17 protein-coding genes are annotated in these 13,959 nt (G+C 63.8%); 10 read left to right on the forward strand and 7 right to left on the reverse strand.

The genetic code is table 11. The features are described from left to right. Positions 1-44 precede the first annotated feature (44 nt). On the reverse strand, positions 45-1,340 hold the full coding sequence (locus tag QD408_RS13930; RefSeq protein ID WP_414139699.1) for a GGDEF domain-containing protein: 1,296 nt from the start codon (positions 1,338-1,340) through the stop codon (positions 45-47). A gap of 200 nt (positions 1,341-1,540) precedes the next feature. Here QD408_RS13930 and QD408_RS13935 point away from each other — a divergent pair, with 200 nt between their 5' ends. The 3 genes from QD408_RS13935 (at position 1,541) to QD408_RS13945 (ending at position 3,846) form a co-directional block, all read left to right on the forward strand. After that, positions 1,541-3,235 (forward strand): sensor histidine kinase, encoded by a 1,695-nt coding sequence (locus QD408_RS13935; RefSeq protein WP_414139700.1) that lies wholly within the window; start codon positions 1,541-1,543, stop codon positions 3,233-3,235. Then, the gene (locus QD408_RS13940; RefSeq protein WP_088681459.1) at positions 3,232-3,588 is read left to right on the forward strand and encodes a response regulator; all 357 of its coding nucleotides are present in this window, start codon (positions 3,232-3,234) and stop codon (positions 3,586-3,588) included. The genes QD408_RS13935 and QD408_RS13940 overlap by 4 nt, the downstream gene beginning before the upstream one ends. A gap of 72 nt (positions 3,589-3,660) precedes the next feature. Beyond that, on the forward strand, positions 3,661-3,846 hold the full coding sequence (locus QD408_RS13945) for a hypothetical protein (RefSeq protein ID WP_088681460.1): 186 nt from the start codon (positions 3,661-3,663) through the stop codon (positions 3,844-3,846). A gap of 47 nt (positions 3,847-3,893) precedes the next feature. On the opposite strand, the gene QD408_RS13950 is transcribed toward QD408_RS13945, so the two are convergent. Both QD408_RS13950 and QD408_RS13955 read right to left on the reverse strand, forming a co-directional pair. Continuing rightward, entirely contained in the window at positions 3,894-4,412 is a 519-nt protein-coding gene (locus QD408_RS13950; RefSeq protein WP_414139701.1) for a hypothetical protein, read from the reverse strand. Between the two features lie 59 nt (positions 4,413-4,471). Beyond that, on the reverse strand, positions 4,472-5,008 hold the full coding sequence (locus QD408_RS13955) for a GXWXG domain-containing protein (RefSeq protein ID WP_414139702.1): 537 nt from the start codon (positions 5,006-5,008) through the stop codon (positions 4,472-4,474). A 131-nt stretch (positions 5,009-5,139) separates the two neighbouring features. On the opposite strand from QD408_RS13955, the gene QD408_RS13960 reads away from it, so the two are divergent. Beyond that, the gene (locus QD408_RS13960; protein WP_414139794.1) at positions 5,140-6,000 is read left to right on the forward strand and encodes a hypothetical protein; all 861 of its coding nucleotides are present in this window, start codon (positions 5,140-5,142) and stop codon (positions 5,998-6,000) included. A gap of 26 nt (positions 6,001-6,026) precedes the next feature. Here QD408_RS13960 and QD408_RS13965 read toward each other — a convergent pair whose 3' ends face one another. The 3 genes from QD408_RS13965 to QD408_RS13975 form a co-directional block, all read right to left on the reverse strand. Beyond that, the gene (locus QD408_RS13965; protein WP_088681463.1) at positions 6,027-6,953 is read right to left on the reverse strand and encodes a manganese catalase family protein; all 927 of its coding nucleotides are present in this window, start codon (positions 6,951-6,953) and stop codon (positions 6,027-6,029) included. 70 nt (positions 6,954-7,023) lie between these two features. Further along, the gene (locus QD408_RS13970; RefSeq protein WP_414139703.1) at positions 7,024-7,524 is read right to left on the reverse strand and encodes a metallophosphoesterase family protein; all 501 of its coding nucleotides are present in this window, start codon (positions 7,522-7,524) and stop codon (positions 7,024-7,026) included. Positions 7,525-7,571: 47 nt separating this feature from the next. Then, a complete protein-coding gene (locus tag QD408_RS13975; RefSeq protein ID WP_088681465.1) occupies positions 7,572-8,393 on the reverse strand; it encodes a DUF1206 domain-containing protein in 822 nt (273 codons plus the stop codon). A gap of 268 nt (positions 8,394-8,661) precedes the next feature. On the opposite strand from QD408_RS13975, the gene QD408_RS13980 reads away from it, so the two are divergent. The 3 genes from QD408_RS13980 (at position 8,662) to QD408_RS13990 (ending at position 9,850) form a co-directional block, all read left to right on the forward strand. Beyond that, positions 8,662-9,132, forward strand: a complete 471-nt coding sequence (locus tag QD408_RS13980; RefSeq protein WP_088681466.1) for an Hsp20 family protein — start codon at positions 8,662-8,664, stop codon at positions 9,130-9,132. 13 nt (positions 9,133-9,145) lie between these two features. Next, positions 9,146-9,292, forward strand: coding sequence for a hypothetical protein (locus QD408_RS13985; RefSeq protein ID WP_414139704.1), 147 nt, complete (start codon positions 9,146-9,148; stop codon positions 9,290-9,292). Between the two features lie 84 nt (positions 9,293-9,376). Next, positions 9,377-9,850, forward strand: a complete 474-nt coding sequence (locus tag QD408_RS13990) for an NUDIX domain-containing protein (protein ID WP_088681467.1) — start codon at positions 9,377-9,379, stop codon at positions 9,848-9,850. Between the two features lie 15 nt (positions 9,851-9,865). Here QD408_RS13990 and QD408_RS13995 read toward each other — a convergent pair whose 3' ends face one another. Continuing rightward, the gene (locus tag QD408_RS13995; RefSeq protein WP_414139795.1) at positions 9,866-10,864 is read right to left on the reverse strand and encodes a LacI family DNA-binding transcriptional regulator; all 999 of its coding nucleotides are present in this window, start codon (positions 10,862-10,864) and stop codon (positions 9,866-9,868) included. 173 nt (positions 10,865-11,037) lie between these two features. Here QD408_RS13995 and ltnD point away from each other — a divergent pair, with 173 nt between their 5' ends. The 3 genes from ltnD (at position 11,038) to QD408_RS14010 (ending at position 13,927) form a co-directional block, all read left to right on the forward strand. Continuing rightward, the gene (gene ltnD / locus QD408_RS14000; protein WP_414139705.1) at positions 11,038-11,946 is read left to right on the forward strand and encodes an L-threonate dehydrogenase; all 909 of its coding nucleotides are present in this window, start codon (positions 11,038-11,040) and stop codon (positions 11,944-11,946) included. Between the two features lie 224 nt (positions 11,947-12,170). Then, complete coding sequence (gene denD, locus QD408_RS14005) at positions 12,171-13,157, forward strand: D-erythronate dehydrogenase (RefSeq protein ID WP_414139706.1); 987 nt, start codon at positions 12,171-12,173, stop codon at positions 13,155-13,157. Further along, the gene (locus tag QD408_RS14010) at positions 13,154-13,927 is read left to right on the forward strand and encodes an SDR family oxidoreductase (protein WP_414139707.1); all 774 of its coding nucleotides are present in this window, start codon (positions 13,154-13,156) and stop codon (positions 13,925-13,927) included. Before denD ends, QD408_RS14010 begins: the two co-directional genes overlap by 4 nt. The last annotated feature ends 32 nt before the right edge of the window (positions 13,928-13,959 follow it).

Below are 13,959 nucleotides of genomic sequence, written 5' to 3' on the forward strand. Positions count from 1 at the left end.
CTGTTCACTTCGATGAAATGCGCCGCACGGTGCAGCGAATGGGGTTATCGCCGCGCGGCGATCTGCCCGGTCGCCTGCTGCGGCCGGCGAAAGACGCAGACCTGGTTGCGGCCCGCTTCCTTGGCGCGATAGAGCGCCATATCGGCCTCATGCTGGAGATTGGCGAGCGAAATATCCGTGTCGAGCGCCGATTTCAAAGCGACGCCGACGCTGAGCGTCACCGAAGGGCCGACGCCGGAGGAAGGGTTCGGAAGGGCGGCGGCTTCGACGCTCTCGCGGACACGCCTGGCGATCGCCATCGCTTCCTCTTCGCCGACATCGGGAAGCACGATCAAAAATTCCTCGCCGCCGTGGCGGGAGACGAGGTCGCGATCGGCGCGCACGCAGCTCTGGATGATGCCGGCGACCTTGACGAGGCAGCGGTCACCCTCGCCATGGCCGAGCTTGTCGTTCAGCGCCTTGAAGTGATCGATGTCGCACATCAGCATGGCTGCGACGACGCCGCTTTCACCGCCGCTGCGCCAGAGGCCTTCCAGCGTCTCCATCATCCAGCGCCGGTTGGCGATGCCCGTCAGTGGGTCGGTTCTGGCGAGCCGCTCCAACCGGCCGTTCGCATCGGCCAGTTCCGCGACGCGGCGCTGGTCCCGGCAGTCCAGCAGAAATGTCTTCTGCGCCAGGATGTTCATCGTTCGCCGGGCAACCACGGTCGCGACGATGCCGCAGGAAAAGAACAGGGTCGCGGCAATGACACTGCCCGCTTCCAGGATCGGGTTGTACCATTGAAGGACGAAATAGAGGCCGAGAGCGTAACAGGCGATGGCGATCGTCCATGCCAGCGGCACGCTGAAGATCGTGATGGCGCTCGTCGCGACGAACAGCATGATGTTCAGATGCCGCTCGTAGTATTCGCCGCCGGCAAAGACGCCGACGAGCGCGACCGACAGAAGAATGAGACACATGCCTCCGAGCAGCGAGGCGCGCTGGACCGCCGCAGAACGCGGCTTGAGCCAGACGAGCGCCGTCAGGATCGCGGCCGGCGGCAGAAGGCAGGCGGGCGCGACCATCGACAGGGCAATCTCACGGGGAAGCAGGATGGCGTTCAGCGCCAGCGTCAGAACATCGACGAATGCCACCCATATCATCCAGGCACGAATGATTTTCGCGGTCTGCCGCCATGCCCGTTCGTCGAAGCGGCGGCGGAGTTCTTCCGTCAGGCGAATGTCGCGGGTTCGGCCGGATAAGAGACGGTCGACCTCAGCCGCCATCGCGTCCGTCAGCGGCCGAAGCGGGAAGAGCCCGGCTGAAGAACTTTCAGGGGAAGCGCTTTTGGCATCACTCATCCCTGGATAATCTAGCCGCAATCCCGAGGTCGGCAAGGCTTGGTGAAAGAGGTCGCGCCGAAGTGGTTAGCTTCCGGTTGCCGTCGGCCGATCGCAGGTCCGAATTCGCACATTTCTTAAATTTGCAAGCAAGATTGCGGACATGGTCTGTGCGAGATCGTTCCGGTCATGCTACCAACCCTCTTGCGAGGGGGTACAGGATGAGACTCAAGCTGGTTGCAGTTGCGGTCGCGGCGCTGGCGCCTGTGGTGGCGATGCTTGCCTATAACGAAGTCGCGCTCCGTCATCAGCGCAATGAGGAAGTGCGCGCATCGGCGGCACAGGCGGCGCGTCAGGCATCGTCGGAAGTCGAAAGAATCGTGGAGGGCCTGCATGGCCTTCTCGTTTCCGTCTCCGCCATGCCCTCCGTCCGGCACCTCGACGCCGGCGCCTGCAACGCGGCGCTCAAATCGGTCGCCGAAAGCATTCCGAACATCAGCACCATCTTCGTCGTCGGGCTCGACGGGCGGCCGGTCTGCGGCAGCACGGCGTTTCCCCCAGGCGTGGTGTTTTCCGATCGCGACTATTTCCAGCAGATACTGAAGACCAAGGACTTCACCGTCGGCACCTACACGCAGAGCCGCCTTTCCGACAGGCACGTGCTGCCGCTCGCCATGCCCTTGATGGAGGGAGACATCCTCAAGGCCGTCATCGTCGGCGGCATCAGGATGGACTGGCTGCAAAACCGCATCACCGAGCGCGGCGTGGTTTCCGGCAACACGGTGACGATCGCCGATGGGAAGGGCACCATCGTCGCCCGGGTTCCCCTCGCGGAACAGTTCGTCGGCACCGTCATACCAGACGAATACCAGCATCTGGTCCATGCCGAACAGCCCGACGTGATCGAGGTCATGAGCCAGGACGGAACGACGCGCATCCTCGGCTATCGCCCGATCGCGCTGCCGTCCAGCCCCCTCTATGTCAGCGCCGGCTTCTCGAAACCGGAGGCCTTCGCGCCGATCAACCGGGCGACGCTGACGAACACGCTCGCCATCATCGGCGGCGCGCTGTTTTCATTTGCCGCCGCCATCTTCATCGGCAATCGCTTCATCCTCGTGCCGATCTGGCGGATCGCCGACGTGATGGAGAAGTGGCGCGGCGGCCAGACAGCGGCCAGAACCGGAATGAACGGCTCGGACGAACTCGCCGTCGTCGGCGCGACCTTCGACCGGCTGCTCGACGAACTCGACGAACGCAGACGCCGCAACGAGGAGGCGGAGGAGGAGCGTATCCTTCTCGTCCGCGAGCTGGCGCACCGGGTCAAGAACGGCTTCACCCTGGTTCAGGCGATCGCCCGGCAGACCTTCTCGCGCTCCGATCCCGAAAGATACAATTCCTTTGCCGAACGGCTCGCGGCGCTCGCCGGCACCTATGATCTCATCCTGTCACGGGAAGGATCGGCCTCATCGGTCCGGGACATCGTCTCGGCAGCCCTGCGGGCGCATGTCACCTCGGAGGCGGAACGCATTCGCCTCGGCGGGCCGGACGTGGTTCTGCCCGCCGATATCGCTTTGCCGCTTTCCCTCGTGATCCACGAGCTCGCGACCAATGCGACGAAATACGGAAGCCTCGGAAGCGAGGAGGGAACGGTCGCGATCGAATGGAAGAGCGAGGACGGACGCGTCCTTCTTCTCTGGACCGAATCCGGCGGACCGCCGGTGTCGGCGCCGACGAAAAGGGGCTTCGGCTCGGTGCTCATCGAACGCGCCTTTCCCGCCAAGGCGCAGGCGCGGTCGCGCTCCGACTTCAGGCCGGAAGGCCTCGTCTTCGAAGTTATATTTTCGACGGGGGAACCTGCTGCGAAGGGGGAAGTTGAGAGTTTAGATAGGGATATGATGCATCCGAGCAAAACATGAAAATCAAGGTCGTCGTGGTCGAGGATGAACCCCTGCTGTTGATGATGGCGGTCGAAGTCGTCGAGGAAGCCGGCTTCGAGGCGCTCGCGGCACGCGATGCCGACGAGGCGCTCCTGCTTCTCGAAACGGTCGCCGACATCAGGATCCTGCTGACCGATATCGACATGCCGGGAAGCATGGACGGGTTGAAGCTGGCCCGGGCGGTGCGCGACCGCTGGCCGCCGGTGGAAATCATCATCGTCTCCGGCATGACAGAGCCCGACGCCAGTGAATTGCCGGAGCGCGGCGTCTTCTTCTCGAAGCCCTACGATACCAGGCGGCTTTCCGACACGCTCGTGCGCATGGCGGCCTGACAACATTGCTGCGGATCGGTGCATCCTTTTGGAATCTGGCGCGTTTTGTCTGCTCCAACAGAGGAGACGATCATGTCCAAACGTGAGCTCATAGACACCGGCACCGACAAGCGTTACGTCAGACGCGACGATCAGGGCCGTTTCAAGGAGTCCGACGACGTCGGCCGCTCGTTGTCCGCGGACAAACGGCGCAAGGCAAAGACCGACGCGAAATCAGGCGAAGGCGACCGCGGCGACCACAAGACGAGCAGGCATTGAGATCATCCGGGGCAGGCGGATCAAATGCCGCTCCGGAATCTCTATCCCTACTTCTCTGCCGCGGAGGGGCGTTGCAGGTCGATGCGGCTCGTGACGACGGATCGGCCTGAAACCAGATCCTTGTCGACGGTCTGCAGCTGGAGACGGTCCTGCCCGACCTTCTCGATCATCAGGGTGGCGTTCCGATCGCCATTGACGACCCTCGCCCAGGTGACATTGAGGTTGAGCCTGTTGCCCTGCCTGCTGCCGATGAGCCTGGACGGCTGTCCCGACGGGCCGATGTAATTGCCGCTGTAACGCTGTCCCGATGCCTTGACGTTGGCCGAGAAGGTCCTGACGAAAACCGCGAGCCCACGGCATTTCCCGTTCATCGACACGGCGGATTGGCCGGCGTCGGATCTCAAGGTGCAGGAGACGTTGAAGTTCGTGCCGCCGATCTTGGTCAGCACCATTCCCGTCCCGCTCCAATCGCCTCCGAGAGACTGCAGGAAAGCGGACTCCTGCGCCTGCGCATCGGCAGGCAGCGAGGAAAACGACAGCAAAGCGGCGATCAGGGCGGCACGCATGATATCCCCCGAGGTTGCGTGCGGTTACAACAGATTGGCCTGGCAGATTGTTCCCTCCCTCAAGTGTCGCTCTCCGGCGAGGCGGCGTCAACCCTGCGGAGCTTGAAGAAGTAGCGCCTGATGTCACCTCTCACGCACATCATGCCGGCCAGCTCTTCCCCGTCGATCCGGCGGAAGTAATCGACGATCGGCTGCCTGTCGTAGATCATCGCGGCCGTCGCGGCATCCTCCTCGGTCTGGAGCTTCAAGGCCGCCGTCGTTCCTCTCGCGCGGCATGCCTTCTGCAGATAGGAGAACCAGCTGCGGGCGATCGCCGTCCGCCCGAACGGCGCTGCCTTGATCGCAAGACCGATCGGGAAGAAGCCGGGCTCGATCGCCACCAGCCGACCCGGCCGCCACTGAAAGAGCAGGGCATCGGCGCGCATACCCGCATGGAAACGCTTACCGAACCAGCCGAGATTTTCGAGCACGCCGTCGAGCGGATGGCCCGACGGAATACCTTCACCTTTCCATAGGCCGGGCATTTCGATCGGCTGGACGGGCTCCAGCGACCGGAACCAGTTCGACATCTCGTTCTGCAGCTCGACGCTTTTCATCGACCTTCCTTCAACCTCCGATCCCATCACAGGTAGATCCGCCCCTGCGGCCCAGCAAGCCGCCAGCGCATCGTATCGTCTGGTTACGGTCGGCAACTCCTTGGGGAGGTGTTCGTTTCTATCTGATGAACATGGATGACGTTCCAACGAGCGAAGACGGCGAAGCGCCTGTCGAGACGGTTTCGTTTCCCTTCGACAGGATGACCGTTCAGCGCTTTCGCGAGACCTTCCCCCGCGCGCGCTGGAGCGACACGCTTCGGGCATGGACGGTTCCGGGCAAGACGGCGCGGCGGCGCATCGAGTGCTGGCTTGCCCGCGAAGCCGCGCGGGCGGATGTATTTGCCGCCGAGAAGGGGCGGGACGCCTATGCCTTCGAGCCGATCCTCAGCCCCTATCTCGACGTCATCAAGACCGGCTTTCGCATCCGCACACCCTATTCGCGAAGGGTCGTCGACGAACTTCGCCAAGTGCCCTTCGCCAGATGGAACGGCGAGCTGCGCGCCTGGGAGGTTCCCTTCGCCTCCTATGACGAACTTCAGCACCGCTGGGACGCGATCGAGGCGGCGGCGAAACGGGCCGAACCGGAAGAGCGCCGCAAACGTACCGAGGCGCGCAAGGGCAGCGAGGACGAGGCGAAGGCGAGGCGCCGGTCGGCCGAGAGGCGGCGGCGCCGCCTGCCGGTGCCGGCCGGCAATCTTCCGCCGCTGGAACGGCCGGTGGCGACCGCTGCTTACGGGATCGTCGTCGTGACAGGCGTTACCGGCGAGATCATCGATCCCGATCCGGTTGCCGAGTTTTATCCCGATGCCGGACATGAACACATCTGGGCGACATGGCGGCCGCCGACGCTGAACGAGCTCATCCATACATGGCCTGTGAAGACCGTGGCGGGCGAAAATGAGCGCAAGCGGGGCTGGTGGCAGCCGACCATCGAAGAACTCAGGGAGGCGCGGCGGACGGCGCGCTCGCGCGAGCGAAGACAGGCTCGCTGAGGCGAAATCCCCCGGCCGCCGTAAGCTCAGCGGGACTTCTGGTAGAGCTTCTGCGCGATCTCGAACATCTCTTCCGGAGCGTAATCCGGCGTGAAGGCGGATGGGACGCCGACGAGCTGGTGGATCTTGCCGCCCTCCGGCATGCCTTCGACGACTTCGAGTTCGCCCGGCGGATCGTCGGGAAGTGCTACCTCGTCATTGCTCCAGATGCCGGCGATTTCCTTGTAGTCGTTCGGGCTCCAGGTGTAGAGGCGGCGATGCGATCCCTCGTCGAGATATTTCTGCGCCTCCGGAATATTGGCGAGCGGAATGTTGGGGCAGGGCAGGAATTTCTCGATCTCGACGCCGGTGATCTTCTTCAAGGCAAGCGCATAGGCATGCGCATGCACCGAGCCGCGCACGAGCAGGTAGCCGCAGACCTCGCGCCCCGTCGGATCGGTGACCGTCTCGTAAACCCTGAGCTTGTGAAGCCTGGCCCCGCATTCCAGATGGAAATTGTGCAGGAGATCGAAGACGATATTGCCCGTGGTGGTGATGAAATCGTTATTCCAAGAGGCGCCGTTGCTGTTGACCGGCATCGCGCCGCCGCCGCCCGACAGGAAGCTTGCGGCAAGGCGGATATCCGTCATGTCCTCGAACGGCGCGCCCGAGATGTCGCCGCCATTGCCCGCGTCGCCGTCCGGCTTGTCCGGGCCGTTGGCAAGCATGGCGACGCCGTTGCTGACCAGCTCGACATGACCGAGTTCTTCCGCGGTGATGCTGGCGACCAGGCTGTAGAATGGCCGAAGCTTTGATTTGGAGCGGAAATTGAAGCTTTGGAACATGTAGTTGCCGAGCGTCGACATCTCGCCGTATTTGCCGCCGAGCAGCTCCTGCAAGGCCGCCGCCGCATTTGGGTCCGCTGCCTTCGGGGCCGGCAATTCCGCCTGCAATTGATCCACGCGCATGAACATCGGTAAGCTCCTTTGTTGGGGAAACACGTCCAAACCTCGGCAGGCGTCGACGGTTCCCTCGGATCTTCCCTCATGCGGGCGGCCGCTTCGCAGACAGGAGCGTTTCCAGCGACACCGGCCGCAGGCCCTGCGCATCGACGCCGACATCGTATTGGCGGGGCAGGGGCTTCAGGCGGCCATGGGAATGCCCATGCAGGTTGAGCGATTTCTTGCCTATCTTGTTCCAGGTGCGGAACGGATAGTGGCAGAGGACGAGCAGGTGATCGTCGAGCGTCATTTCGCTGTAGTGCTGGACGCTCGTCCACCCCGTCGCCTCAGTCGTCGTTTCCGGATCGTTGTTGCCGATGATGAGGTGCTTTCGCCCATTCAGCATCGAAAGAAGCTGATCGCAGTCGCCGCCGCGAAAGGACATGAAATCGCCGAGGTGCCAGATATCGTCCTCCGGCCCGACGACCTCGTTCCAGTTCTGGATCAGGGTAACGTCATGAGAGGCCATGTCGGGAAAGGGACGCCGATCGATCCTGAGGATGCGTGGGTCGGCAAAGTGGGTGTCGCTGGTGAAATAGATCATCCGACAGAGATGGGGCGCTTTGTGCCGTTGGACACCCCGGAGCTCCGTTAGTGGCCAGGCTTGGGGATCGAATGCTTGAGGTCGCCGAGCGACGGGCCGCGGACGATGCGGTAGCGCGCCTCGACGAGATTGTAGATGCCGAAGGCCGCCAGCCCGGCCGCGACGGCGATGTAGAGAACGGAGCCGAAAGGAAGCTGCCTCACCCATTCCAGCGCGTCGGCCATGCTGCCCGCCTGCTGCGGATCGACGCGAAAACCCGCATAGGCAAAGAAGATTCCCGTGATTGCGAAGACGACGCCGCGCGCGACGAGGCCGTAGATACAGATCAGCGTCACGACGCCGCTGCCGTCGGCGAGCCTGAGGTAACGCTCGAACCTTCGGGTAATGCCCTTGGCCGCGGTCACGACGCCGCCGATGATGAAGCCGAACCCGACCGCGATCGCGAGGTACGCGCCGAAGGGCTGCGACATGATCCACTCGGCCAATCCCTTCTCGCCCGAGCCTTCACCGCCGCCGCCGCTGAAAAGAGCGTGCCCGAGCGCATATCCGGCGAGCCCGAGATAGGTGACGGCGCTGCCGAAAAGAACCGTGCGGATGGCGACGGCCTTGGCATCGCTGCCATGGCCGTCGCTGTCGGCGAGCGATTGCGCCAGCCGCCAGGCGACGAAACCGAGAAGCCCGATGCCGATCAGCCCCACCCAGGCGCGGCCGAAAGGCTGCCCCAGAAGCGTCGCCAGCGCGGACTTGGTTTCCGGCCGGCCGCCGGCGATGCCGGAAAAGAGCGCGAGACCCGCCACCAGCAGGAAGACGACGCCGCGCGCAATATAACCGCTCTTGGCAAGCAGCTCGAAACGAAATCCCTTGGGCATGCTATTCTCCGCGCGTCGACGTGATCGCATCACTAACGCGCCACCGCGCCGAAAGTTGTCGAAGACTGGCCGGCGGCCCGCCGATCGACGCTCAAACGCGTAACTCCAAAACAATCCGAAGCGCCCTTCAAAAAATTTTTGAATCCCTCTTGAACCTGAAAATCTGCAAAACCAGATCATCTGTGTCGGCAGCCCAACGGGGGCCGATCATGGGAGACGCAAGTTTTCCAAGCGTCTCCAGTCATCTCGCTTTAAGGAGGATTTGGCTATGAGAAACGACTTCGACTTCGCACCACTCTACCGGTCCAGCATTGGCTTCGACCGTGTCTTCAATCTCCTCAACAACGCCCAGCGCCTGCAGGCCATCGACGCCTGGCCGCCCTACGACATCGTCAAGAAGGGCGAGGACGAATATTGCATCACGATGGCGGTCGCCGGCTACGCCGATGCCGATCTCGACATCACGCAAGAGCGCAACCTGCTCGTCGTGAAGGGTCACAAGGCCGAGGAGAAGGAAGGCGAATATCTGCATCGCGGCATTGCCGGCAGAGCCTTCGAGCGCCGCTTCGAGCTCGCCGATCATGTTCGCGTCGAGAACGCGTCGCTGAAGCACGGTCTGCTCTCCGTCACGCTGAAACGGGACGTTCCCGAAGCGATGAAGCCGCGCAAGATCGCCATTGGAGACGGCTCCTTTCAACAGGCGCCTCTTCAGATCGAAGCTGAACGTCAGGTGGCTTAAGGAGATTTTGGGCATGAAGTCCAGGATCCGCAAGCCATTCACGGTGGAGATCAGGAAGCGCCGTGGCGGCAAGGCGGTGACCGCCAGCCGCACCGGCGCCATCAGCAGGCTGGTTGGCAAGCTCGGCACCGGAACCTCGGGGCCGGCTGCGCGTAGCTAACGCAACCGAAGTTCGAAACGAAGAGGGCCGGCGCCACGTCGGCCCTCTGTCGCAGAGAGCCCACCACCTTTCCAGGAGCCGCCAATGCCGGTCCGTAGCGCCGGACTTCTCGCCTACCGCCGTTTCGAGACGAGGCTGGAAGTCCTGCTCGTGCATCCCGGCGGCCCGTTCTGGGCGAAGAAGGACGAGCGCGCGTGGTCGATCCCCAAGGGGCTGGTCGAGCCAGGCGAAGACGAGCTGTCTGCGGCGATCCGCGAGACGCGGGAGGAGCTCGGCTTCGACATTTCGGGAGACTTCGCTCCGCTCGGAGAATATCGCCAACCCGGCGGAAAAATCGTGGTCGTCTGGGCCGTCAAAGCGGACCCGGCGCTCGATGTCGAGAACATACGAAGTTCGGAATTCCAGCTGGAATGGCCTCCGAGATCGGGCCGTCTCCAAAATTTCCCCGAGGCCGACCGAGCGGGATGGTTTTCCATTGCGGAGGCCGAGACCAAGATCCTCAAGGGCCAGTCGGCAATGCTGGCGGATCTCGTCAAGCAGCTCGGGCGGACGCCCTGAACCGGCCATGAAGTTCTAATCGACCCCGATGATCTGCGGACGGAAGGCGATGATCTTCTCGGAGGGCATGTTTCCATCGCCCCGGCTTGCGGAAAGCAGAAGTGCGGCGGCGGCTTCGCCCATCTGGCGGCGCGGCGAGATCGAGGTTGCGATCCTGATCGGCAGGGCGCGGGCGACTTCGAGCCCGTTGAAGCCGGCGATCAGGATGTCGCCGGGGCAGGAAACGCCGAGTTCCAGACAGGCGAAGGCGCCGCCGGTCGCCATGTCGTCGCTGGCATAATAGATGCAGTCGAGATCGCGGGTCGCCGCCAGCATCGCCAGGGTGAGCTCCTTGCCGTGCGCGATGGAGGAATAGGCATCGTCGATCTGCTCGTATACGAAGGAAAAGCCGCTTTCGCGCAGCACTTTTTCGAAACCGGCTTTCCGCTTGACGGCGCGCAAGTCCCTGTCGAGCGCGCTGCCGATATAGCCGAACCGCCGCCGCCCGGCCGCCAGCAGCGCAGCCGCCATTTCCTCTCCCGCTTTGCCATGGGAAAGCCCGACGTTGAAATCGACGGGCGTGCCGTCGAGGTCCATCAGCTGGATGACGGGGATATCGGCATGCTGGAGCATCCTGACCGTATCGGCCGGCTGGTCGAGGCCGGTGACGAGGATGGCGGCGGGCCGCCAGGAGAGCATGTCGCGGATGATCTCGCGCTCCTTGCCCATGTCGTAATCTGAAATGCCGAAGACCGCCTGCATGCCGGAGCCCTGCAGCCCGGCGGAAATGCCGGCCAGCATCTCGGGAAAGACGATGTTCGACATGCTGGGAACGACGACGGCGACGAGGTTGGTGCGCTGCGATGACAGCGAGAGCGCCAGCCGGTTGCCGACATAGCTCAGCCGCTCGGCCTCCAGCAGCACTTTCTCGCGGGTTTCCTTGGAAACGTCGGCTGCGCCGCGAAGCGCGCGCGATGCCGTCATCTTGCTGACGCCGGCCGCAGCGGCAACCTCTTCCAATGTGGATTTGCGCATCGCGGTCGCCCCTGTCCTCGCATTGCCGCATACCGGCAACGACAGAGTCATAAGCTTTTTCCAGTGAAAAGGAAGACGACCGCCACTTGACATAACTGATAAAAATAAGGCTTGTTACCGATACCGGTATCGATAACGCCGCCGAAAACTTGTATGGTGCGAGGAGAAGAGCCGTGCAGGACAGCAGGAAAGCAACGGTCATCGGCCTCGGCTCGATGGGCTGGGGTGCCGCCCTCTCGCTTCTGAGGGCAGGCTTTGCCGTCAGCGGATGCGACGTCCGACAGGACGTGCTGCAACGCTTTTCCGAAGCGGGCGGCAAGGCCTGCGACACGCCGGCCGCGGCAGCCCAGGGCGCCGAGAGCGTCTTCGTCTATGTCGTCAATCACGCCCAGGTCGAACATGTGCTGTTCGGGCCGCAAGGCGCGCTGGAAACGGCGACCGCAGGCACCGTCTTCCTGCTCTGCACCACCATGGCGCCCAGTGCCACGATCTCCATTTCCGAGCGCCTGCAGGCGGCCGGCATGCTGGTCGTCGACGCGCCGGTTTCGGGAGGCCACGTCAAGGCGCTCTCCGGCGAGATCACCGTCATGGCTTCGGGGACGGACGAGGCTTTCGCGCGCGCCGGTGCGGCACTCGACGCCGTATCGGCCAAGGTCTTCCGGCTCGGCGACCGGCCCGGCCCCGGCTCCCAGGTCAAGATGATCAACCAGCTCCTGGCCGGCGTCCACATCGCCGCCACCGCGGAAGCCATGACGCTCGCGGCCAAGACCGGCATCGACCTCAAGACGCTCTACGATGTCCTGCGCGTTTCGGCCGGCTCGTCCTGGATGTTCGAAAACCGCGGCGAACACATCGTCGCCGGCGATTACACGCCGCGCTCGGCGGTCGATATTTTCGTCAAGGATCTCGGCATCGTCCGGTCGGAGGCAGAGCGGACCGGCGGCGTGACGCCGCTTGCGGCGACCGCGCTGGAACTTTTCGTCGAAGCCTCGCAGGCGGGGCTCGGCCGTGAGGACGATGCGGCGGTGGCGAAGATCCTGGCGCGCAAATGCGGCGCCACGTTGCCCGGCATGGAAGGCTAGGCCGTCATGCAAGGTGGCTTGACCCGCAGGTTGCAAATATGCCTGAATTCGACCGGACACAACCGGATCGTGTTCGCTCCAGGTCGCCGCGAGAGCCAATCGGCGAAGGAGACGATGCGCATCCTGCCGGCGTGATCTTCTGCCCTATATGCGAAGACGCAAAGGCAATGCGCCAGCGGCGCGAACTTGACTGACGACACCGGCCGACGGGAGGAAGAGCCGACATGCATGTGATGATTTTGGGCGCGGCCGGCATGGTCGGCCGCAAGCTGGTCGAAAAGATCGCGCGTGAGCCGCTGAGCTTCGGCCGGCCCGTCACCCGCCTGACGCTGGTGGACGCCTTTCAGCCGCCGGTGCCGGAAGCGCTCCGCCCCATCTCCACGGCGATGACGGTCGATCTTGCCGGCGCAGGCGCCGCCGACAGGCTGATCGAAAGCCGCCCGGATCTGATCTTCCATCTTGCCGCTATCGTTTCGGGCGAAGCGGAGGCGGATTTCGACAAGGGTTACGCCGTCAATCTCGACGGCACGCGCGCGCTGTTCGATGCGATCCGCCAGCTCGGCCTCAAGAGCGATTATGTGCCGCGCGTCGTCTTCGCCTCCTCGATCGCCGTCTTCGGCACGCCGTTCCCGGAGGTCATTCCGGACGAATTCTTCACCACGCCGCTGACGAGCTACGGCACCCAGAAGGCGATCGCCGAACTGCTGCTCGCCGACTATTCCCGCCGCGGCATCTTCGACGGCATCGGCATCCGGCTGCCGACCATCTGCGTGCGTCCCGGCGCGCCGAACAAGGCCGCATCCGGCTTCTTCTCCAACATCCTGCGCGAGCCGCTGGTCGGCAAGGAAGCGATATTGCCGGTCAGCGACAGCGTCCGGCACTGGTTTGCCAGCCCGCGCGCGGCCGTCGGCTTCTTCGTCCATGCCGCGACGATCGATACGGCGAGGATCGGCGCGCGCCGCAACCTCACCATGCCCGGCCTTTCCGCGCTGGTCTCCGAACAGATCGAAGCCCTGCGCCGGGTGGCCGGCGACAAGGCGGTCGCCCTCATCAAGCCAGTGCCCGATCCCGCGATCGAACGCATCGTCGCCGGCTGGCCGACCCAGTTCGATGCGACGAGAGCGGCCTCGCTCGGCTTTACGGCGGAGACGAGCTTCGACGAGATCCTGAAAGTACATATCGAGGATGAACTCGGTGGGAGGATCGCATGAGCGCATCGGCGGGCGGAGAGGCAAAGATCGCGCTCGTGACCGGCGGCGGCACCGGCGTCGGCCGCGCCATGTCAAAAGCGCTCGGCGCTGCCGGCTACACGGTCGTCATATCGGGTCGTCGCGCCGACGTGCTCGAAAAGGCAGTCACGGAGCTTAGCGGCGAGACGGGCGCGGAATTCTCAGCGGTTCCCGCCGATGTCGGCGATCCCGCTTCCGTGCGGGCTCTCTTCGACGCGATCTCGGACAAATACGGGCGGCTCGACCTCCTGGTCAACAATGCCGGCGTCGGCGTGCCGGGTGTGGCTCTCGAAGAGGTTTCCTTCGAGCAGTGGAGCGCCATCGTCGCGGCCAACCTCACCGGCGCCTTTCTCTGCACCCAGCAGGCTTTCCGGCTGATGAAGAGCCAGAGCCCGAGGGGCGGGCGCATCATCAACAACGGCTCCATCTCGGCGACCACGCCGCGGCCGAATTCCGCACCCTATACGGCGACGAAACACGCCATTACGGGCCTGACAAAATCCACCGCTCTCGACGGGCGTGAATTCGACATCGCCTGCGGCCAGATCGATATCGGCAATGCGGCGAGCGACATGACGACGAGGATGGCATCAGGCGTGATGCAGGCGAACGGCAGCGTCGCCGTGGAGCCGACGATCGACGCTGCGCATATTGCCGACGCGGTCGTCTACATGGCCAGCCTGCCGCTCAGCGCCAACGTGCTGACCATGACCGTGATGGCAACGAAAATGCCCTTCGTCGGGCGAGGGTGAGAAGACCGGCCGGCGCACCGGCCGAAACGACA

Origin of the sequence: Rhizobium sp. BR 249, from assembly GCF_047445895.1 — a bacterium.
Taxonomy (GTDB): domain Bacteria; phylum Pseudomonadota; class Alphaproteobacteria; order Rhizobiales; family Rhizobiaceae; genus Rhizobium.

Coding starts and splice junctions, on each gene's coding strand:
- QD408_RS13935 (WP_414139700.1), top strand. CDS start 1,541: ATGAGACTCAAGCTGGTTGCAGTTGCGGTCGCGGCGCTGGCGCCTGTG.
- QD408_RS13975 (WP_088681465.1), bottom strand. CDS start 8,393: ATGCCCAAGGGATTTCGTTTCGAGCTGCTTGCCAAGAGCGGTTATATT.
- QD408_RS13945 (WP_088681460.1), top strand. CDS start 3,661: ATGTCCAAACGTGAGCTCATAGACACCGGCACCGACAAGCGTTACGTC.
- QD408_RS13965 (WP_088681463.1), bottom strand. CDS start 6,953: ATGTTCATGCGCGTGGATCAATTGCAGGCGGAATTGCCGGCCCCGAAG.
- QD408_RS13950 (WP_414139701.1), bottom strand. CDS start 4,412: ATGCGTGCCGCCCTGATCGCCGCTTTGCTGTCGTTTTCCTCGCTGCCT.
- QD408_RS13960 (WP_414139794.1), top strand. CDS start 5,140: ATGGATGACGTTCCAACGAGCGAAGACGGCGAAGCGCCTGTCGAGACG.
- QD408_RS13970 (WP_414139703.1), bottom strand. CDS start 7,524: ATGATCTATTTCACCAGCGACACCCACTTTGCCGACCCACGCATCCTC.
- QD408_RS13955 (WP_414139702.1), bottom strand. CDS start 5,008: ATGAAAAGCGTCGAGCTGCAGAACGAGATGTCGAACTGGTTCCGGTCG.
- QD408_RS13995 (WP_414139795.1), bottom strand. CDS start 10,864: ATGCGCAAATCCACATTGGAAGAGGTTGCCGCTGCGGCCGGCGTCAGC.
- QD408_RS13930 (WP_414139699.1), bottom strand. CDS start 1,340: ATGAGTGATGCCAAAAGCGCTTCCCCTGAAAGTTCTTCAGCCGGGCTC.
- denD (WP_414139706.1), top strand. CDS start 12,171: ATGCATGTGATGATTTTGGGCGCGGCCGGCATGGTCGGCCGCAAGCTG.
- QD408_RS13985 (WP_414139704.1), top strand. CDS start 9,146: ATGAAGTCCAGGATCCGCAAGCCATTCACGGTGGAGATCAGGAAGCGC.
- QD408_RS13980 (WP_088681466.1), top strand. CDS start 8,662: ATGAGAAACGACTTCGACTTCGCACCACTCTACCGGTCCAGCATTGGC.
- QD408_RS14010 (WP_414139707.1), top strand. CDS start 13,154: ATGAGCGCATCGGCGGGCGGAGAGGCAAAGATCGCGCTCGTGACCGGC.
- QD408_RS13990 (WP_088681467.1), top strand. CDS start 9,377: ATGCCGGTCCGTAGCGCCGGACTTCTCGCCTACCGCCGTTTCGAGACG.
- QD408_RS13940 (WP_088681459.1), top strand. CDS start 3,232: ATGAAAATCAAGGTCGTCGTGGTCGAGGATGAACCCCTGCTGTTGATG.